We start from the raw sequence: 20,774 nt of genomic DNA, 5'->3' as shown, positions 1-20,774 counted from the left end.
GATTCCGAACCGGCCCGCGCCGGGCCGTCGCTGTCGCGCTCAGACGGCGCGCAGGTGCCGGGCCGGATTGTCGTCCTGGTCCCGCATCGCCTCGGCGAGGTCCTCGCGGGCGCGGGCGACCCGGGACCGGATCGTGCCGACCGGGCAGTCGCAGACCTCGGCTGCCTCGGCATAGCTGAGCTCGAGCACCTGGGTGAGGATGAACGCCTCCCGGCGATCGACGGCGAGCGCCGTGATCAGCTGCCAGAGTGCGTGCTGCTCGTCGAAGCGGGCGCGGGGCACCCGGCCCCGGTCGGCGGTGGCCACCCAGTCCTCGGCGTCGGCGAGGCGGGGGCGGCGGGTCAGGGTCCGGATGTGGTCCGCCGCGGTGCGCCGGGCGATCACCAGCAGCCAGGTCCGCGCCGAGGAGCGGCCCTGGAACGACGGCAGCGCGCGCATCGCCCGCAGGAAGGTCTCCTGGGCCAGGTCCTCGGCGTCGCCGGCGCTGACCAGGTGCGTCAGGAAGCGGACCACGTCGGCCTGGGTGGCCCGGATGAAGCTCGCGGCGGCATCGCGGTCACCGGTGCGTGCCGCCAGGGCCCACGCGGTGACATCGTCATCGGAGGGCCGTTGGGCGAACATGGCCGAAGCGTATAGGCGGAACGGTGTGATCGGCGACCCACCCGGGTGTGGAACTGACCGGCATCACCCGGCGACCATAGTCATATGCGGTGTGAGCAGATCAGAGACGCGTTGTCGGCCCGGCTCGACGGCGAGGACGACCCGGACGAGCGCGCCGCCGTCGACGGTCACCTCGCGGACTGCGCCGAGTGCACGGCGTGGCTGGCCGCCGCCACCGACGTGACCCGGCTGGCCCGGGTCGGCCTGCCGGAGGTGCCGGAGTTGCCGCCGGAGCGGCTCGCCGCCCTGCTCGCGGCCGCACCGGGCGCGGGCAGGGCACGGGTGGCGCTGGGACTGCGGTGGGCGCTGGGGGTCGTCGGGCTCGTGCAGTTCCTGCTCGGGGTGGTCCAGATCACCGCGCTGGACGCCGGCCTGACCGGCCATGCCCACACCGACCCGACCGGCGGGGTGGCGTCGGGGCACCTGTGGCACGAGTCGGCGGCGTGGAACGTGGCGATCGGCGCCGGGTTCGCGTGGGTGGCGTGGCGGCGGTCCCGCCCGGCCGGGCTGCTGCCGATCCTGTCGGTCTTCGTCGGGGTGCTGGCGCTGCTGACGATCAACGATTCGCTCTCCGGGCGGGTCGACCTCAGCCGGATCCTCTCTCACGGGTTCATCCTCGCGGGCTACCTGCTGCTGATCGCGCTGGGCCGTCCCCGGTTCGCGGGCATGGATCCGCCGGCGGGTTCGGGACGGTCGGGCTGGCGGTTGCGCCTGACCGAGGAGCCGGACGGGCCGCTGGCGACGGTGCATCCCTTCCCGGTGCGGGCCGCGACCCGGGGCGAGGTCGTGGCCGAGCACCGCCGGGCCGCCTGACCAGGGCCGACTCGCAGGTCAGGACGCCCGCCGCCGCCACACCAGAACACCGCCGACCGCGATGAGCAGCGCTGCCGCACCGACCGGCCACAGCCACCCGGTCGACGACTCCCCGACCGGCCCGGCGGCACTCGCGGCATCGACCGACGGCACCGGCGACGCCGACGGCACGACGACGGCGGGCGCCGGGCTGGGGCTGGGGCTCGGGCTCTGCTCCGCGGGCAGCTTCGCGGTGAAGGTCACCGATCCGGTGACCGGGTGCCCGTCCCCCGAGACCACCCGGTAGGCGATCGTGTACGCCCCCGACCGCAGCGGCAGCACCGGCTGCGTCACGACCCCGTCCCGGACGCTCAGCGCGCCCGTCTGAAAGGCGACCCGGTCCGGTCCGATGACGGTCACCGAGCTGACCTTGGCTTTCACAGGGCCGGAGAAGGTCAGGGTCACCCGGTCGATCTGCCGCGTGATCGTCGACCGGTGCGCCGGACTCGATGTCGTCAGCTCGGTATGCGCCTGCGCGGGGACCGCGGGCAGCAGCACGGACAGCGTCGCGGCCGCAACGGCCGCAACGGCCGCGGTGGCCCGCCACCGGATACCAGTCATGGGTGATCACCGTTTCGAGAAGAGGTGGCAACTCCTTCCAGTCGTCCGGCCGGCGGGAATAGTTCCGGCCGGACCGCGAGAGATCCATCACCGTGACACCGGGAACCGCCATGCCTCCGATGGGGACTACGTCATCGGCTGCGGTCGGCACCGCCGCCGTTCCAATCCACCCAGGACAGGGATGAGGACACGATGACCAGGACCAGGACGGCCGTCCGGGCCGCCCTCCTCGCGGCAGCCGCCTGCGCGGCGATGCTGACCGGCTGCGCGACCGACGGCACCACCGCGGCGACCGCGACGCCGAGCACCGCGGTCAGCGCCGCCCCCGCCGTGAGCATCCGGGATCCGTGGGTGAAGACCGCCGACACGGGCATGTCAGCGGCGTTCGGCACCCTCGTCAACACCGGCAAGACCGACGTCACCGTCGTCTCGGCCACCTCCACCGCCTCGCCGAGGATGGAGCTGCACGAGATCGCCACCGTCGACGGCGCGATGGTGATGCGTCCCAAGACCGGCGGCTTCGTCATCCCGGCCGGCGGCACCCATGAGCTGGCACCCGGCGGCGACCACCTGATGATGATGGAGGTGACGACGGCGGTGAAGGCGGGTGACGCGGTCACCGTGACACTCACCCTCGCCGACGGCGGCACGGTCGAGTTCACGGCGGTCGGCAAGGCCTTCGCGGGCGGCAACGAGAGCTACGCCCCGATGACCATGGGCTGACCGGTGACGACCACACCCAACCCCCTCAGCCGGGTACGCCGCCGCTGGTTGCTCACCGGCGGCGCCCTCGCCGCCGGTGGCACCGCCATCGGCGTGGGGACCGCGTTCGGCGGTCGCACCGACGCCGGCACCGAGCCGTCCACCGCCGACCTCGGTGCCGCCGTCGTGCCGTTCCACGGACCGCACCAGGCCGGAATCGTCACCGAACCGCAGGCCCACGCCGTGCTGCTCGCCTTCGACCTGCGCCCGGGCACCGACCGGGCGGCGCTGGGCCGGATGATGCGGCTGCTCACCGACGACGCGGCCAGGCTGACCACCGGGCGGGCCGCCCTCGCCGACACCGAGCCGGAGCTCGCCACGCACCCGGCGCGGCTGACCGTCACCTTCGGATTCGGACCGGACCTGTTCGCCGCCGCGGGTCGCGACCGGGACCGGCCCGCGTCCGTCGAACCGCTGCCCGCGTTCGGCATCGACCGGCTCCAGGCCCGCTGGTCCGGTGGCGACCTGCTGATCCAGGTCTGCGCCGACGACCCGCTCACCATCGCGCACGCCCAGCGGATGCTCGTCAAGGACACCCGTACCTTCGCCACCACCCGTTGGGTCCAGCGCGGATTCCGCCGAGCCGCCGGAGTCGGCCGGACCGGAGCGACCCAGCGCAACATCATGGGTCAGCTCGACGGCACGGTCCAGCCCGCGGCCGCGTACCACGACCGGGCGGTCTGGATCTCCGACGGTCCCGGTTGGCTGCACGGCGGCTCCACCCTGGTCGTCCGCCGCATCCGCGCCGAGCTGGAGACCTGGGACGCCGTCGACCGTGTCGGCAAGGAGTTCGCGGTCGGCCGCCGCCTCGACACCGGGGCGCCGCTCACCGGCGCCGCCGAGCACGACCCGGTCGACCTCACCGCCACCGACAGCCTCGGCCTGCCGGTGATCTCCGAATTCGCCCACGTCCGCCGCGCGCACACTCCCGACGAGACCCTGCGGATCCTTCGCCGCCCCTACAACTACGACGACGGCGTGCACCCGGACGGCACCCCGGACGCGGGGCTGATCTTCGCGTCGTTCCAGGCCGACATCGCCCGCCAGTTCATCCCGGTCCAGCGCGCGCTCGCCGAGGTGGACCTGCTCAACGAGTGGACGACCCCGGTCGGGTCGGCGGTCTTCGCGATCCCGCCCGGCTGCGGGCCGGACGGCTGGATCGGCGAGACCCTGCTCGCCTGAGCCCGTGGCCGGCCCGCCGCCGATGCCATCCGGGTGACCCGGCGGCGGGCTCCCACCCATCCACATCGGCCAATGTGGACTGTCCGGGATCCTGCAGATCGATCACCGTGTCGCCGGACCTTGCTACCGTACGCACGGCCGGCAGCAGGTGCGTGGAAGACGGTGGTGAGGCGCGTGGACCAGGCGGTCTCGAGCATGCAGCCCACGAGGGCGGGCACACCCGCGCCCGCGCTGCCCAAGGGCGGCGGCGCCCTGCGCGGCATCAGCGAGAAGCTCACCGCGCACAACTCCACCTGCACCGCGTCGCTGACGCTGCCCGTCTACACGACCGCCGCGAGCGGGCCCTCGCCGGAGCTGCTGCTCTCCTACGGATCCGGCACGGGCAACGGCCCGTTCGGGCAGGGCTGGACCCTGCCGCTGCCCGCGATCAGCCGCCGCACCGACAAGGGTGTCCCGGCCTACACCGACGATGACGCGATCACGCTGAGCGGCGGCGAGGACATCGTCCCCGCGCTGGTCGCGGATCCGGTCGCCGGGTGGGTGCAGGAGGGCTGGCCGAGCGGGGACCATCTGGTCACCTGCTTCCGGCCCCGGGTCGAGGGCGCCTACACCCGGGTCGAGCGCTGGGAGCACGCGCTCACCGGCGATGTGCACTGGCGCACCGTCTCCCGCGCCAGCACGGTCACGGTCTACGGCCGCGATCCGTCCTGCCGCCTCGCCGATCCGGCCGACCCGTCGCGGGTCTTCTCCTGGCTCGTCGAGGAGGAGCGCGATCCGCTCGGCGGGGTGCTGCGCTACGAGTACAAGCACGAGGACATGTCCGGTGTGGACGCCCGGCTGCCGCAGGAGCGCAGCCGACTCGACGGCACCCAGCCCGTGGCGTACGCGTACCTGAAGCGGATCCGCTACGGCAACACCCCGGCGGCGGCGCCGGTGGAGTGGGCCTTCGAGGTCGTCGTCGACTACGGCGAGCACGACCTGGCGAACCCGACGCCCGACGAGACCGCGCCGTGGGGGTGCCGACCCGACCCGTTCTCCAGCTACCGCACCGGCTTCGACGTGCGCGCCTACCGGCGCGGTCGGCGGATCCTGCTCTTCCACCACCTGCCGGAGCTCGGCGCGCAGCCCTGCCTGGTCCGGTCGACCGACCTGGAATACACCGACGGGGCGCTGATGTCGCTGCTCACGAGCGTGCGGCAGACCGGCTACGTGCGCACGGCCGACGGCAGCGGCTACGACCGGCAGAGCACGCCGCCGGTGGTGCTGACCTACAGCCCGCTCGTCGTCGGCGACACGATGCACACGGTGGACCCGGGCAGCCTCGCCGGGCTGCCCGCCGGGGTCGACGGCACGGTCAGCCAGTGGGTCGACCTCGACGGCGAGGGCATCGCCGGTGTCCTCACCGCCGACGGCACCACCTGGCGTTACAAGCGCAACCTCGGCGGGGCCCGGTTCGGCCCGATCGAGGAGCCGGCGAGCACCCCGACGATCGGTGCGGGCTCCCCGGTGCAGTTGCTCGACCTCGACGGGAACGGGCGGCGCAGCCTCGTCAGCATGGGTGCGCCGACGCCGGGGCACAGCGTCCGGCACGCCCCGGTCGGCGGGCAACCGGAGTGGCTGCCCTTCGCGCCGCTGCCGGGCGTACCCCACTCCATGGTGGACGACCCGGCGGCGCGGCTGCTGGACCTCACCGGCGACGGCCGCGCGGATCTGCTGCTCACCGCCGGTGAGCAGAGCCTGTGGTTCCGTTCGCTGGGGACGGGCGGCTTCGCCGCTCCGGTCGCGGTCGCGAAGCCGCCGGTCGACGAGACCGGGTCGCCGCTGGCGTTCGCGGAGGCCGCGCAGACCATCCACCTCGCGGACATGAGCGGCGACGGGCTCACCGACCTCGTGCGGATCCGCAACGGCGACGTGAGCTACTGGCCCAACCTCGGCCACGGCCGGTTCGGGCCGCAGATCACCATGGCGAACCCGCCGGTCTTCGACCACGAGGACCAGTTCGACCCGGCCCGGCTGCGCCTGGGCGACGTCGACGGATCCGGACCCACCGACATCGTCTACCTCGGCCGCCAGGGCGTGCGCTACTGGTCCAACGAGGCGGGCAACGGGTGGGGCGCGGCGACGGAGCTGACCGGGTGCCCGCCGATCGGCGAGCTGACCTCGGTCGCCCTCGTCGACCTGCTCGGCATCGGCACGAGCTGCCTCGTCTGGTCCGAGCCGCTGCCGGGCGCGAGCGGGGCACCGCTGCGCTACCTGGACCTGCTCGCCGGTGGCAAGCCGCACCTGCTGACCGAGGTCGACAACAACCTCGGTACGCGTACCGTGCTGACCTACGCCACCTCGACCGGGTTCTTCCTCGCCGATGCCGCCGCCGGCCGGCCGTGGGCCACCAGGCTGCCCTTCCCGGTGCAGATCGTCGAGCGGGTCGACGTGCACGACCTGATCGCCGGCACGGTCCAGTCCACGCGCTACGCACCCCGCGACGGCCGATACGACCACATCGAGGGCACGTTCTGCGGTTTCGGGTCGGTCACCCAGTGGGACAGCCTCACCGGAGCCGGGGCGGACGCACCCGTACGCACCGTGACCTGGCACCACACCGGAGCCGAGCCGGGCGAGGAGGGATGGCCGGACACCACCGGTTACCACCAGCCGACGATCCAGCCGATCCCCCCGGTCAGCCTGCCCGCCGACCTCACCCTCGCCGAGCAGCGCGACGCCTGCCGCGCGCTGAAGGGGTCGCTGCTGCGCCAGGAGATCTACGCCGACGACGGCACGCCCCTCGCCGGAGTGCCCTACCAGGTCACTCAGCGCGGCTACCGGGTCCGCCGGGTCCAGCGCGGTCCGGGCGACCGCAGTGTCTTCGCGCCGCTGCTCGCCGAGACGGTGCTCGCCGAGACCGGCCGGGAGGCGACCACGCCCCGTGTCAGCCACCAGCTCACCCTCGCCGTGGACGACTACGGCAACGTCACCCGCAGCGCGTCCGCCGCCTACGGCGATCCCGGTGCCGCCCACGCCGAGCAGCGCCGGACCTGGGTCACCTGCACGGAGAACGACTACACGACCGAGGCCGGGCACGCCGGCCGGCTCTGGATCGGCGCGCCCGTCGCCCGCCGGGTCTACGAGGTCACCGGGCTCACCGGGTCCGCCGCCGCGCTGCTCGACGCGGCGGCGATCAGCACCGCCCTCGACACCGCCGCCGAGATCCCGTTCGAGGCGGCAGCGCCCGCGACCGGGCTGCGCCGCCGCCTTATCGCCGCCGACCAGAGCCACTACTGGTCCGACGACCTCACCGCCGCGCTGCCGCTCGGTGAGATCGGCACGCGCGCCCTGCTCTGCGAGTCGCGGGTCCGGGTCTTCACCGAGACGCAGGTCAACACGGTCCTCGCACCGCTCGGCGTCGACGCGGCGCTGATGGGCGCCGAAGCGGGCTACGTGCGGCACGACGGCGCGTGGTGGGCGGCGTCCGGCCGCACGCACTACGACCCCGACCTCTTCTTCCGGCCCGTCCGCCACGTCGACCAGTGGGGCCGCGCGCACACCACCGGATACGACCCCTACGCGCTCGCCGTCGTCACCGGCAGCGATCCGCTGCTCAACACCACCACCGCGGAGCTCGACTACCGCACGATGCTGCCGCGGCGGGTCACCGACGCCAACGGCCAGAGCACCGAGGTCGCCTTCGACGCCCTCGGCCGGGTCACCGCCCTCGCGGTGCTCGCCACCGCCACCGAGCCGGGCGACACCCTCGCCGACCCGACGACCCGCTTCGAATACCACCTCGACGAGTACGCCGACCACGGCCGCCCGGCCTTCACCGTCAGCCACAGCCGCGAGCAGCACGGCTCGGCGAATCCGCACTGGCAGACCGCTTATCACTACCACGACGGCACCGGGCGCGAGATCATGGCCAAGGTCCCCGCCGAGCCGGGCCTGGCACCGCAGCGCGGCACCGACGGCAGCCTCGTCCTCGACGACGACGGCAACCCGGTCCTCACCGACACGGCTCCGGCGATCCGCTGGGTCGGGACCGGACGCACCGTCTTCGACGCGAAGAACCGTCCGATCCGGCAGTACGAGCCCTACTTCAGCCGCACCCCGGCCTATGAGGACGAGCCCGAGCTCGTCGAGCAGGGCGTGACGCCCGTCCTGCACTACGACCCCCTCGGCCGGGTCGTGCGGATCGACAAGCCCGACGGCACCTACACCCGCAGCGCGTTCGGCTCCTGGCGGCACGAGATCTGGGACGAGAACGACACGGTCCTGAGCAGCGACTGGTACGCCACCCGCCACCTCCTCGACCCGGCGCACCCCGACCGCCGCTGCGCCGACCTCACCACCGAGCACGCCGCCACCCCCACCGTGGTGCACCTCGACGCGCTGGGCCGCCCGATCCGCACCGAATACGACAACGGCACCCGGGGCAGGTCCGCCGTCGGCTACGAACTCGACGTCCAGGGCGTCCAGCGGTCGCTGCGCGACGGTGCCGGGGCGGCGGTCGTCTCGGTCCGCGCCGACATGCTCGGGCGGACCCTCGTCCGGCGCGGCGTCGACTCCGGGGTGACGGTGGAGCTGCAGAACGCCGTCGGCCACCCGGTGCGTACCTGGACCGGCGACGACCAGCGGACCATGGTCAGCACCGGCTACGACGAGTTGCAGCGGCCGGTGCGCCGGGAGGTCCGCGACGGCGCCGGTGCGGTGGCGGTCGCCGAATTCACCGTCTACGGCGAGTCGCTGCCGGACGCCGCCCAGCGCAACCTGCTTGGCCGTCCCTACCTGCAGTTCGACCAGGCCGGGGTGGTCAGCACGGACCGGTGCGACCGGCACGGCAACGTCACGGAGTCGACCCGGCGCTTCACCTCGGCGTGGGCGGCGGATCCCGACTGGGCGGCGGTCGCGGCGGCGGGGCCCGCCGGTGCGCTCACCGCAGCCGGTCCCCTGCTCGACCCGACCGCCTACACCACGACCGCCGCGTTCGACGCCCTCAACCGGCCGACCACCGTGCGGCACCCCGACGGCAGCGAGGTCCGCACGGAGTACAACGCGGCCAACCTCATCGAACGGGTCCTGCTGCGCCACCCCGGCAGCACCATCTGGCAGCCTTATGTCGCCGCCGCCGCATACAACGCGCGGGGGCAGCGCACCAGCATCACGACCGGCAACGGCGCGGTCTGCGAGGTCGACTACGACCCGTCGACCTTCAAGGTCGCCCGGCTGCGGACGACCCGGCCGCAGTCGGCCGATCCGGTGCAGGACCTGCGCTACGTCCGCGACCCCGTCGGCAACGTGGTCCAGATCGACGACGACGCCCAGTCGCAGCTCTTCTTCGACAACGCGCTCGTCACCGCCACCGGCCGCTACACCTACGACGCCCGCTACCAGCTCGTCACGGCCGAGGGGCGCGAGCACGTCGGGCAGGTCTCCGACGAGGCGCGGACCCACCTGGACCCGGCCGCGGTGGGGATCCCGCACAGCAACGACGCGCAGGCGATGCGCCGCTACACCGAGCACTACGACTACGACGACGCGGGCAACATCACCCAGGTCCGCCACGTCTGGCAGGGCGGATCCTGGCAGCGGCGGTACGCGTACGTCGCCGGGACCAACCAGCTCGCCACGAGCAGCCGCCCCGGCGACCCGGCGGCCGGGCCCTTCAGCGACGCCTACTCCCACGATGATCAGGGCAACCTCACCCGCCTGCCCGGCATGGGCCTGCTGAGCTGGGACTTCCGCTGCCGGTTGCGCAGCGCCGACCTCGGCGGCGGCGGCACCGTGCACCACCTCTACGACTCCGGCGGCACCCGGGTCCGCACGGTGGTGCAGCGCCTCGGCGGCCTCGTCGAGGACCTGCGCTACGTCGGCGGCTACGAGTCCTACGAGCGAGCCAGCGCCATCGGCCCGCAGACGCAGCGCCACACCGTCTCCGTCGCCGCCGGGGTGCTGATCGCGCAGGTGCAGACGACGACCCGGCTCGACGGCGTACCGGTGGTGTCGCCGGTGCCCCTCGACCGATACCAGGTCGGCGACCACGTCGGCACGGTCCGGTTGGAGCTCGACGGCACCGCGAAGATCCTGAGCTACGCCGAGTACCTGCCCTTCGGCTCGTGCTCGTACCAGGCGGGTTCGTCGGTCGTGGAGTCCAACCCGCGACGGCGCGGCTTCGCCGGGATGCAGCGCGACCCCGACACCGGCCTCGACTACGGCGGCGACCGCTGGTATGTGCCGTGGCTGGGCCGATGGCTCAGCGCCGACCCGGCCGGTGTCAGCGGGCAGCTCACCGCATACGGCTACGTCTCCAACAACCCCGTCGGCCGCGTCGACGTCGGCGGGCGCTACGACCCGGCCGCGTTCGCCGACGAGCTCGACGGCTACGTCGACGTCGCCGAGCGGTTCTACCTCGCCGAGGACACGGGTCTGGCGTCGAGCCTGTGGAACACGTTCGTCGCCACCACCGCGACCGTCGTCAAGGGCAGCACCAACATCCTGCGGGTCGGCACCGGCGCGGCCGCCGGGGTCGAGCAGATCAAGAACGCCGAGGACGGTTGGGACATCGCCATCGGTGTCTCCCGGATCCTCGTCGACGCCGGCGATGTGGCCGGGGCGGCCGTGGGTGTGGCGGGCAACGTCACCAAGGTCGCCCGGGTGGCGCAGGGTGCGAAGATCGGCAATCAGATGAACAAGCTGCGCAAGGAGTACACCCTCGCCAACTCCACCCGGAAGAAGGAGATCTCCAAGCAGCTCGGTGAGATGTCGATGAAGAAGCTCTCCGCGGAGTCCGGCATGCGCAGCGTGGGTGACCCCCGCATCCCCGACGGCCGGATGAACGGCGTCGACGACGTGCTGGTCTCGGGGAACACCAAGTCCAAGGTGAAGTCGTTCTTCGACGGTGCCGGACGCCGCCCCTTCAGCAAGAAGCGCACCGTCGCCGTCGAGGGCAAGGGCCGCGGCACGCCCCGGCCCGATCCGATCGACGAGCTCGGTTCGGCCCAGGGCCGCGACCAGGGCAGCGTCGGCTACAACCGCGAGCGGCTGAACACCGCCGCCCAGGCCGGCAACAACGACGCCCGAGAGGCGGCGCAGCGCCTCGCCGGCGGGAAGACCACGAACGAGAGCGTCCTGACCGTGGTCGATTCGAAACCGGGCGGCGGCAGCACCCTGTCGCAGCTCAGCGGCGCGACCGACGATGTCGTCGACACGGCGCGGGCGATCCCGAACCTCGGCTCGGAGATCCCGACGCTGCAGGCCGTCGGCGCGGTGACGACCTTCCGCGAGCCGGCCACGGACAATCTGGGCAAGGACATCGCCACGGGCGTCGACCTGATCATCACCTTCCCCGGCCCCTGGCAGGAGCGCAAGCAGTGAGCCTCGTCCTCGGCCGCGGGATCGGGGCGCGGTCAGTCGAGACGCAGGCGCGTCTCCTCGATCACCGCGTTCCGCCCGTTGGCGAACCCGGTGTCCGTGCCGATGATGACGAAGCCCGCCCGCTGCAGCACCTTGATCGATCCCGCGTTGTCACTCGCGGCCCCGGCGAACACGGGCCGCACCGGAACCATCGCCAGGAGCAGGGCGAGCGCCCTGCCGGCGATGCCCTGACCCCAGTAGGACCTGCTGATCCAGTAGGTGACCTCGGTGTCGCCCTCCAACACGAAGCTGGCGATGCTGCCGACAAGCCTCCCGTCGACCGTGATCGCCCGGTTGTCGGCATCGGGCAAGGCCCTGATCTTCGCCATGTGGGCGTCGAACGCGGCGCGGTCGTCGGGATCCTTCGCGGTGAAGGCCGCCATCCGAACCGACTCCGGATCCCGCATCATCTCGAACAGGGCGTCGAGGTCGGAGTCGTCGATCGGTCGCAGCGCCACTTCCATCACAGATGACTCCCAACGTGGTCCGGCAACGGTCGAACGCCCGGGCGCCGACATCAGCCCTCACGGTATCGGACTGATCAGGACCTCATGCGCTCCTGGATGGCAGGTGACGACCTCGCTGGTCAGCACGTCCGGGCGGACCACGTCGGCTCGCAGGGCCCACATCTGGAGGCGAAACGACGGACCCGGCGACCAGGCCCACAGCAGTCGCGCGCCCGCGAGCTCGCCGGTGACGGCGCGCCGCCACTTCTGGAAAGCCTCGGTACGCCAGATCAGGAGCGGCACATCACGGTCGGGACCGGAACGGCTTGCCCCTTCGCCGACGAGGCTCAGCGCTGCGAGGACCGTGTCGTGGAGGGACTCGCGCACCGGTGCGCCGTGGGTTTCGGCGGCCCGGCGCAGGTAGTGGACGCTGACCGCGTGCGGCGGAACGCCGAGCACGATCCGGCCGGTGGCTTCGTTGCGGCCGAATTCGAGGTTGGTGTTGAGTCCCGGGAGGGTCGTCATGTCGCGGGGCACCCAGAACAGCATGACGTCGACGACGGCCATCCAGCGTTCCTCCCAGAGCTGGCTGACATAGCCGGGCGTGGGGTTGTGGCGGTCGCGTGCCTCCGGCACGAACACGACCAGCGCACCGGGCGCCGTCCACGCTGCCCGGAGCGAGTCCAGCGCATCCGGACGCCAGGACGGGATGTCAGGGTCGCGCGGCATGGGCCCGGCAAGGAACATCGACGCCTGCCAGGTGCCAGGCGGCTCCTCCCCGGCATGGACCACGACCATCTCACCCACGTGCTGATTCCCCTAAAATTGCCAGCCCGAGATCTTGAGTACTTTCCGTCGTTATAACGACGGAAAGTACTCAAGATCTCGGCGAGCAGCTCAGACCGCCTTGTACTCCAGGTAGAGCAGGATGTCCTGGACCGTCGACTGGTCCGCCTCCACGCCGCCGTCGGCCGGTGCGATCACCGACAGCGTGTGGACGTTCAGTACCGCCGTACCCACCGCGGTTTTGGCGTCGACGGCCTTGCGCCCCCCGACCGTGACCTGCGTCGACGGCGCGCCCAGGGGGATGTTGTTGAGCTTGAGCCGCACCGGGTCGAGGTCGGTCGTGCCGACCGGCACGAGCGCGACCCGGGCCGCGGTGAGCGTGAGCGGCATCCCCTGCAGCAGCAGCGGCAGGTGCTCCGGACCGATCGCGACCTGCACCGGCGCGCCGGGCGGGCTGGTGAGGAGGCGGTGCAGCTCGGCCGGGAAGTCGTTGCGCAGGCTGAAGACCCGGCCCCGGGGGTGGTGGGTGAGGTGGTGGCGCAGGCTGCCCTCGAGCTCTTTGTTGCCGGTCTCGACGGTGGTACGCAGACCGGGGTCGGCCTCCGCGGTGTAGGCGATGTGCACGACGGCGTCGCTGATCGTGCGGTAGTCGAACGGGCGGAACGCCGTGGGCAGCGTCAGCTCCCACCGGCTGACCGCGCCCGCACCCTCGAAGGGCAGGTAGCGCTCGTCGCGGAACGACAGCTCGAACGCGCCGCCGTCCTGCCGGGCGGTGCTGGTGGCGATGGAGACGCTGCGCTGCAGCGGCACCTCGGCGAAGGCGAGCGGGTCCGCCCCGACGACCGGTTTGGTGCGCAGCCAGCTCTGCCGCAGGGTCAGGGTGGCGCTGACGTTGACATACGGGCCGGTCACCGCCGGGATCGTGAGCCGCACCGACCGGATCCGCCGCCGGTAGTGCCCGGGGTAGAACAGGTCGAACAGGCCCTCGGGGACGGTGAACTCGCAGGTGCCCTGCTCGCGCAGCTGGGCGAGCGCGAGCGGGGCGAGCTGGGCCAGCGAGAACGACTGGTCGATCTCCAGCCGCCGGTGGTCGGTCTCGATGAACTTGCGCTCCAGGGCCTGCAGCTCGACGAGAAGCCGCTCCCCGGCGAGCAGCCCGGCCCGGCCACTGTCCCAGTAGGACGGTGCCAGCACGGCCGGGGCGTCGGCGCCGCGCTCGAAGCGGTAGGCCTGCTCGGCGAGGCGCGCCATGGCATAAGCGCTGGTGTAGGCGTTGCGGTGCAGCTCCTGGAGCCGTCCGGCGAGGTGGGTGTAGAGGCCGAGCGAGGTGAACTTGCTGCCGTAGAAGTCGTAGAGCTCGGCGGCCTGGTCGATGCCGCGCTGGTGGAGTTCCTGGGCGCGCTCGGCGATCTTCTGCTGGATCCGGGCGGCGGCGAGCTGCTTCTGCACGACGCCGAGCTCGTGCTGGGCGACCTGCGCCTGGTGCTTCCACTCGCCGTCGCGGCGGGTGAACTCGCCGCTCATCTTGGCCGCGCCCGCGACGGCGTCGGCGACCCCGGCGGCGTCGCGGATCACCATGGCCCAGGCGTTGGCACTGTTGCCGGCCTCCTGGCCGCCGTACTTCATGGCGAAGGGCGAGCCGAGCTGCGGTACCAGGTAGGCGATGCCCGCGATGGTGTCGAGGATCGAGGCGGAGGCGTGCAGGGTCGCGCCGGTCTGCACCGCGTCGGAGTAGAGCTGCTCCTCGCCGATCAGCCCGCCGGCCTGCAGCGCCCGGTAGTAGTCGCGGCGGTAGGTCGCGGCGGCTTCCTGCTGCTCCAGCGCCGAGACCGCCGTCACGGCCGCGTCGACTTCCCATTGCCGGGTACGCGCGGCGAGGTCCAGCATCGTCCGCTCGTGCACGGCGCGGAGCTGGACGAGCTCCTCCCCGTCCTTCTTCTCCAGTGCCGCGAGCAGCCCCGATCCGAGGGACTGGACGGCGGCGGCCTGTGCCTTGGCGCGTTCGAGCAGGTAGCCGAAGCGGTAGGGCGGCACGGAACCGGAGCCCGCCCCGAGCACGTCGTCGAGGGTGAGCCCACCGGCGGTGGCCCGGACCAGTGCCATCGGATCGATCTCGGGGGCGAAGAGGGCGAGCTGCCGCACGGTGCCGTTGATGTCCTGGCAGTGCCGGATCTTGTAGAGCCGGTCCTCGACCCGGTCCCAGTGCCGCAGCAGCTCCGGGTTGCGGGGCACGCTGAAGACGGGGCTGATCTGGCGGACCAGGGACCACCCGAAGTCGCCGCCGTTGTGCTGCCCCGGCAGCCCCCGGACGACCCGGCCGCGACCGGAGTCGTCCCACCGGCTGATCCGGGTACGCCGCCAGTCGTCGGCCCGGTGCAGCCCGTCTCCGGCCCCGGCGAGTGCGGGGAGCGGTTCGGCCTGCTCGCGTGCGAGCCACTTCGCGCCCTCCTCGGCGGGCTCCCGGCGCAGCTTGAGCACGGCGGCGTCGACGAGTTCGGCGTGCGGGTCGGCGGCCAGGGCGAGGGTCCGGGTCTCCTCCTCCGCGTCGATCGCCATCGGTGCGGTACGGGCGAGCGGAGCCGCCATGATCGGCTGGCTGGGGACGATCGGCGCGTCCTGTGCGAGCAGCCACGTCTCGACCTCGGCGAGGAACTCCGATCCGGCACCGAGCAGCCCGCCGATGTACTCATAGGTCCGCGGCATCCCCAGGTCCTCGCCGCAGGGTCCGAGCTTCGCGGGACGCTCGCCGAGGATCTCGGCGGCGACGGAGTAGAGCATCAGCGCCTCGTTGATCGACTCCCGGGTGAACTGGGTGAAGAGGCTGTCGGCCCAGTCGAGCAGATTGTCGATGTACTTGCCGACCAGCGCCTTCTGCATGGCGGTGGGCCGCAGCCGGGCGATGGCGTGCGGGTTGAACGGGTCCCGCCGGTAGGCCTCGATCGCGGACGACTGGGTCAGGATCGCCCGCAGCGTCGGCACCGTCAGCCCGCGCAGCTTCAGGAAGCGCCACACCCGGTCCCGGTCGGCCTGCGCCCGTTCCTCGGGTGTCATCACGGCGGGCAGGTGGTCGACGGCGGTCGGGTCGAAGAGCTTGTGGTACCAGCTCTGGGCCGCGGCGTAGCGCTGCTCGCTGTTGAGGTGGTCGGCGATGAGGAACGGGATGTGCAGGAACACCTCCCGGAAGTAGGTGCCGTAGGCGCCGTCGTAGTCGACCTCGCCTGCGACGATCCGGTTGTCGACGTCGTTGAGCGGTGTCGTGGCGGCGGTCGGCTCCTTGAGCAGCTTCTGGTTCGCCAGCGACAGCAGCGTGTCCAGACCCTGGGTGAACAGCGTCCGCGACAGGGTCGGCCCGAGGGTCGTCCCGGCCCGGCGCAGCTGGTTCGGTCCGCCCAGCGAACCCTGGAGGTAGTAGAGGTCGCCGCCCCGGGTGGTGATGAACGCGTCCTGCGGCGACCCGTTGACGAGGTCGACGCTCGTCGCGATGTCGAAGCCGGGGTAGCCGAGCAGCAGCACCGGGCGGTTGCGGTCGACGTTGGCTTCGAGCTGGGTCAGCGTCGTCCAGGACGGCGGCAGCACGCCGGTGAGGCGGCTGCGGTCCATGAGCTGGGTGGACTGGGCGTAGCCGACCAGGCCGGAGGACCGGTAGAGCTGCCGCTCGCCGCCGGGCGCGTTGAGGATGATCAGCGGTCGGCCCTGCGTCAGCGGCGCGTTCTGCACGGCGGAGAGCTTGCGCGTGAAGAGGTCGACCTGCTTGCTGACCTGGAACCCGAAGAGGCTCAGCAGGATCGACCCGGTCACCGTCGCCGTCGGGTAGACCTGGTCCCAGTGGAACCCGCGCAGCGTGTAGCTGTCGATGGGTCCGTTGTTCTGCACGGCGTCGCCGGTGACCTGGGAGTAGCGGGCCACCCGCAGCGGGAGCGCCACGAGGTCGTCGACGATGCCGTCGCCGATGAAGGGCGACGTCCCGGCGAGCGAGATCCGCTGCGGTCCGGTCCAGCGGCCGTCCATCCGCAGCGTCGAGAACTTCACGTTGGTGGTGTGCAGGTAGCGGTCGAAGGTGGAGTTGCCGTCGACGACCTTGTTCTGCGCCTTGGTGGCGTACTCGGTCCAGAAGACGTGCAGCCGCCCGGCCGCGACGAGCGGGGCGACCTTGCGTGCGCCGATCTGCAGGTCGAGCTTGCGCCACGGGTGCCACAGGGTGCCGCGACCGCCCTTGACCGCGCCGTAGTGCGCGTTGTCGACCATACGGTGGTAGAAGACCGGCGGATCGGTCTGGCTCACCCCGAACAGGTGCAGCACATCGGTCTTGGTCAGCGCGTTCTTATCGTGATAGGACCCGGCGAGCTGCAACCCGGCCAGCTCCTCCAGCCCGGCGAGGTAGCCGCTGTAGGCGTCGACGACGCTCTGCTCGTCGATGGGGCGCTGCAGCAGCCCTGACTCCAGCTCCTCGAAGAGCGGGGTCTTGTCGTCGCGCAGGTCCGGCTCCAGGTAGTTCTCTGGCCACAGGAAGACCTTGCGGTTGGCCTCCCAGACCCGGTAGTTCTGCCGCCACTCCCACTCGACCGGGTCGATCGCGTCGGCACCGATCGCGAGGCGCTGCGGGTCCTCGGGGTCGCGGCGGTCCTGCTCCAGGTTCATCAGGATCCGGTGCACGTAGAGCTGCACGCTGTTGGTCGCGGCGACCACCCGCGAGGTCGTGGCGCAGCCGCCCGCCTCGACGTCGAGGAGGAAATACTCGTAGAGGTCGCGAGCGTGGGCGAACTGGGGGAAGTCGGCGTGCAGCAGGTGGTCGACGAGGGCGTCGCGCTCCGCCGAGCGGACCGACTCCTCGACCGGCCCGATCCGCTCGGCCCACTGCTCCTGCGGGCACCGGGCGCGCAGGGCGGCGAGCAGCCCGTCGGCACCGCGCTGCAGGTCGGCGTAGTCGGAGCTGATGAGCTGGTTGAGGGTGTCGCCGCCGACACCGAGCCGCTGCGCGAACGCCACCGCCTCGGCGAGCTTGCGCAACGCCGTCGGCGCCAGCCGGGTCAGCGCCACGGCGTTCTGCAGGGTCGCGAGCAGCCCCGGCTCCGTGCCGAGCACCCGGGCGAGCAGCTCCTGGTTGGCGCCCGTGAAGGTGAACGAGTGCACGTCGAAGGCGGCGAGCAGGGTCCGCAGCTCCACCGCCTTGTAGCGGGCGGGCGCCTCGACCTCGGCGAGCGCTGCGTAGTCGGTGACCGCGCGGATCCCGTCCAGCGTCACCGCGTGCACGTCGGCGAGGTCGAAGAGGTCCACATGGGCCCGGACGAAGGACAGCGCCTCGGCGTCGAACGCCGGTCCGGTGAAGAGCACCCCCAGCGGCAGCAGCGCCTTGACCAGCGCCACCAGGGAGTCCACCGGCCCGTCGCCGTGCAGGGCAGCCGTCCGGGCCGGCGACGCGAGCGTCACCCCGGCGAGCGCGGCCAGCTCCGCCACCGCGGCGGGTGAGGTGCCCAGCGGCCCGGCGAGCCGGCTCGCGAGCACCCGCTCCGGGTGGTGGTCGGCGAGAACCGACCGCGCGCCGGTCTCGGCAGTCGTCAGACCGGCCGGGATGTTGATGGGAACGCCGAGGTCGGCGCCCGCCGCCACCCGCAGCCGCCCGGGCGCCTTCGCCGCCACGATCACCGCCGGGTTCGCCGCGACGATGCGCCGCGACACCTCGTCGGTGACGTCGGGCAGCGTGGTGAAGACGGTGTCGGTGAAGGTCAGCACCTCCTCGGCGGTCACCTCGGCGAGCACCCGGGCGGCGATCACCACCGGATCCGGGTAGGCGCTCGGGTCCCGGGGCGCCTGCCCGCTGATCACCTCGATGTCGTCGAGCGACCGGCCCGTGCCGCGGACCAGGTCGACGGCGGTGAGCAGCTGCGTCAGGTCCAGGCCGTCGGCGACGTGGCCGCCGCTGAGCGAGGTGAGCCGGATCAGCCGGAACAGGTCCGCCACCGGCACGTCGAGCAGCGCGGCGAGCTTCGCGTGCCGCCACAGCAGCGACAGATTCGCCACGGTCAGCAGGAACCCGCGATCGGCCTCGTCGACCGCACCGGGGTCGGCGCCGAGCGGCACCGCCAGCTCCCGCAGCAGCACCAGCAGCGTCTCGTCGGTCACGCCGAGCCCGGCGAGCAGCCGCTCCCGGTCCATGCCCGCCGCGGCCGCACCCGGATCACGCAGCGCCGGGTGTACGAAGGTGGTGGTGTCCATCGGATAGCGTCCGCCCCGGTCGACGAACGGCGCCGGGTTGAACAGCCGGTCGAAGAGGCTGGGCCGGTCGTCGACGGGCAGCGTCGGCAGCGCCCCGGTCAGCGCGCACGTCTCCTCGGCGCTCACGGCGAGGCGCCGGCGCAGGCGCAGCGGCGCGACGAGGCCCATGATGTCGGTCATCGAGCCGAGGTTGACACCAAGGTGGGTGAGGAGCAGGTCCAGCTCGCCGACCGTCCACGGCACCTGCCGGGCCAGGCGGGCGAAGCGGTGCAGGTGGTCCAGCGCGTCGAAGGTGAGGCCCTCGACCCGCTCGATGTCGTTCTGCACGCTGTCGGGGCTGAGCTTCCCCGCGACGATCTGCACGGGAGCACCGGCACCGCTGACGAACCGGCTCTCCAGCAGCTCCCCCAGCAGCACCCGGTCGACGCCGACGGCCCGGACGAGGTCCTGGATGTCGATCGGGGCGATGATGCCCACCTGGTCGGGGACGAACGACAAGCCGTAGATCCGCTCCAGCCGGGCGAAGTCCTGGTCGGGGTCGGTGGCGATCTCGAACTGCGGCCACGCCATCCCGAGCTCCGCCGCGGTCGCCGTCGTCTCCGGCACCCCGAGCACGTCGGTCACCTCGGCGAGCGACACCTCCAGCGCCCGCAGGTAGGCGGTGATCCGGGCCATCGGCTGCACGAACGGCTGCTGCGGCGACTCCAGCGAGGAGCTGAGCAGGTCGTGGTAGACCTGGGCGGCGACCGCGACCCGGTCGGCGAGGTCGCCGGAGTAGCCGCCGGAAACGGCGAGGTAGTTCTCCAGCACCTCGTTGACGATCTGCAGCACCGGCGTGGAACCGTTGGTGTTCTCACAGGTCAGTTCGGTGGTCCACAGGTCCGGGCGGCGGGACGACAGGCGCAGCGGGTGCTGCGGGCGCCCCAGGAAGTAGCGCTGGGTGACACTCTCGTCCACCCACGACATGAGGTCCACGAAGTAGGCGGCCGGGCTCAGGATCGACTGGCACGGGCTGCAGTCGCAGTAGGACTGGGTGCCGAAGAGCTCCCGGTAACCGGGCAGCTCGCGGAGCTGGTCGGCGAGGTCGGGCGGCATGTTGTTGGCGGCCACCTCGCTGAACCCGCCGGTCGCCAGCTCCACCACGCCGCCGAGCGTCGCGGTCAGCCCCGCGACGGTCTCCCGGGCCCGCAGGTGGTAGTCGTTCGCGAGGACCGCGTCGAGGCCCGCCTGCTCGGCGATCGCCTCCGGTGAGCTGCGGGCGATCTGCAGCGCGCTGGTGAAGCCGCCCGCGATCAGCCGCTGCGCGCCGCTCACCGTCTCGGCGACCGCGTACATCCGCTGGCCGGCACGCAGTCCCGAGAGCGCCGCGTGGACCTCCGCCTGGTCGAGTCCGGCGGTGTCGAGGGCCGCCACGTCGGCACTGCCCGAGGAGAGGTCCAGGTGCAGCAGCTCGGTGTCGCGGTTGAGCCGGCGCAGGCGGGCCAGCTCCGGCATGCCGCCGTCGAGGCGCGCCAGCAGGGCGTCGGTGGGGAAGTGCGCGGCGAGGCGGTCGGCCAGCTGGTCGGCGTACACCTCGGGGGTGGTGGAAGCGTCCGGCGGGCCGCCTGCCTCGACCACCGCGCGGTGCCACTCGGCGGGCGCGACCGCGGCGAGGGCCCGCAGGGTCCCGACCCGATCGTCGGTTGGCCCGGCCAGCTCGCGCAGCTTCGCAGCGATCGGGTGGTCCCCGCCGATCAGGTCGTGGAGTTCGCTGGGAAGACCGGCCCGGTCGTCGCTCATGGGCACCTCGCGTTTGCTGGAGTGGGCTGTTCGTTGCCGAAGCTGTCCGGAGAATAGCCGTCGGCCACCGCCCTGGCCCGCGACTGTCGCTCCTCTGACGACAGTCAAAATGATCGATGAATTGGCCGGTCA

Annotated in this window: 9 protein-coding genes; 4 read left to right on the top strand and 5 right to left on the bottom strand. The window is 72.3% G+C overall.

Annotated features, from left to right (window positions below):
* Positions 1–39 precede the first annotated feature (39 nt).
* Positions 40–621, bottom strand: coding sequence for a sigma-70 family RNA polymerase sigma factor (locus F4553_RS38580; RefSeq protein ID WP_184846472.1), 582 nt, complete (start codon positions 619–621; stop codon positions 40–42).
* An 84-nt stretch (positions 622–705) separates the two neighbouring features.
* Between F4553_RS38580 and F4553_RS38575 the strand changes: the two genes are divergently transcribed.
* On the top strand, positions 706–1,473 hold the full coding sequence (locus F4553_RS38575; protein ID WP_184846470.1) for a zf-HC2 domain-containing protein: 768 nt from the start codon (positions 706–708) through the stop codon (positions 1,471–1,473).
* A gap of 18 nt (positions 1,474–1,491) precedes the next feature.
* Here the strand turns inward: F4553_RS38575 and F4553_RS38570 are convergent, their stop codons facing one another.
* Positions 1,492–2,073 carry a copper resistance CopC family protein gene (locus F4553_RS38570; protein ID WP_184846468.1) on the bottom strand — a complete coding sequence of 194 codons (582 nt, stop codon included), beginning with the start codon at positions 2,071–2,073 and terminating at the stop codon, positions 1,492–1,494.
* A gap of 192 nt (positions 2,074–2,265) precedes the next feature.
* Between F4553_RS38570 and F4553_RS38565 the strand changes: the two genes are divergently transcribed.
* From F4553_RS38565 to F4553_RS38555, 3 genes are all read left to right on the top strand, one after another.
* Complete coding sequence (locus F4553_RS38565; protein ID WP_184846467.1) at positions 2,266–2,796, top strand: copper chaperone PCu(A)C; 531 nt, start codon at positions 2,266–2,268, stop codon at positions 2,794–2,796.
* A gap of 3 nt (positions 2,797–2,799) precedes the next feature.
* Positions 2,800–4,017 (top strand): Dyp-type peroxidase, encoded by a 1,218-nt coding sequence (locus tag F4553_RS38560; RefSeq protein ID WP_184846465.1) that lies wholly within the window; start codon positions 2,800–2,802, stop codon positions 4,015–4,017.
* A 174-nt stretch (positions 4,018–4,191) separates the two neighbouring features.
* Complete coding sequence (locus F4553_RS38555; protein ID WP_184846463.1) at positions 4,192–11,379, top strand: SpvB/TcaC N-terminal domain-containing protein; 7,188 nt, start codon at positions 4,192–4,194, stop codon at positions 11,377–11,379.
* Positions 11,380–11,411: 32 nt separating this feature from the next.
* Here F4553_RS38555 and F4553_RS38550 read toward each other — a convergent pair whose 3' ends face one another.
* From F4553_RS38550 to F4553_RS38540, 3 genes are all read right to left on the bottom strand, one after another.
* Complete coding sequence (locus tag F4553_RS38550; RefSeq protein ID WP_221470947.1) at positions 11,412–11,882, bottom strand: GNAT family N-acetyltransferase; 471 nt, start codon at positions 11,880–11,882, stop codon at positions 11,412–11,414.
* Positions 11,883–11,942: 60 nt separating this feature from the next.
* Entirely contained in the window at positions 11,943–12,662 is a 720-nt protein-coding gene (locus tag F4553_RS38545) for a TIR domain-containing protein (RefSeq protein WP_246468026.1), read from the bottom strand.
* Between the two features lie 99 nt (positions 12,663–12,761).
* Complete coding sequence (locus tag F4553_RS38540) at positions 12,762–20,642, bottom strand: Tc toxin subunit A-related protein (RefSeq protein WP_184846456.1); 7,881 nt, start codon at positions 20,640–20,642, stop codon at positions 12,762–12,764.
* Between the last annotated feature and the right edge of the window lie 132 nt (positions 20,643–20,774).

The organism is Allocatelliglobosispora scoriae, assembly GCF_014204945.1.
Classification (GTDB): domain Bacteria; phylum Actinomycetota; class Actinomycetes; order Mycobacteriales; family Micromonosporaceae; genus Allocatelliglobosispora; species Allocatelliglobosispora scoriae.
This window is presented reverse-complemented; position numbering and strand designations above follow the sequence as displayed.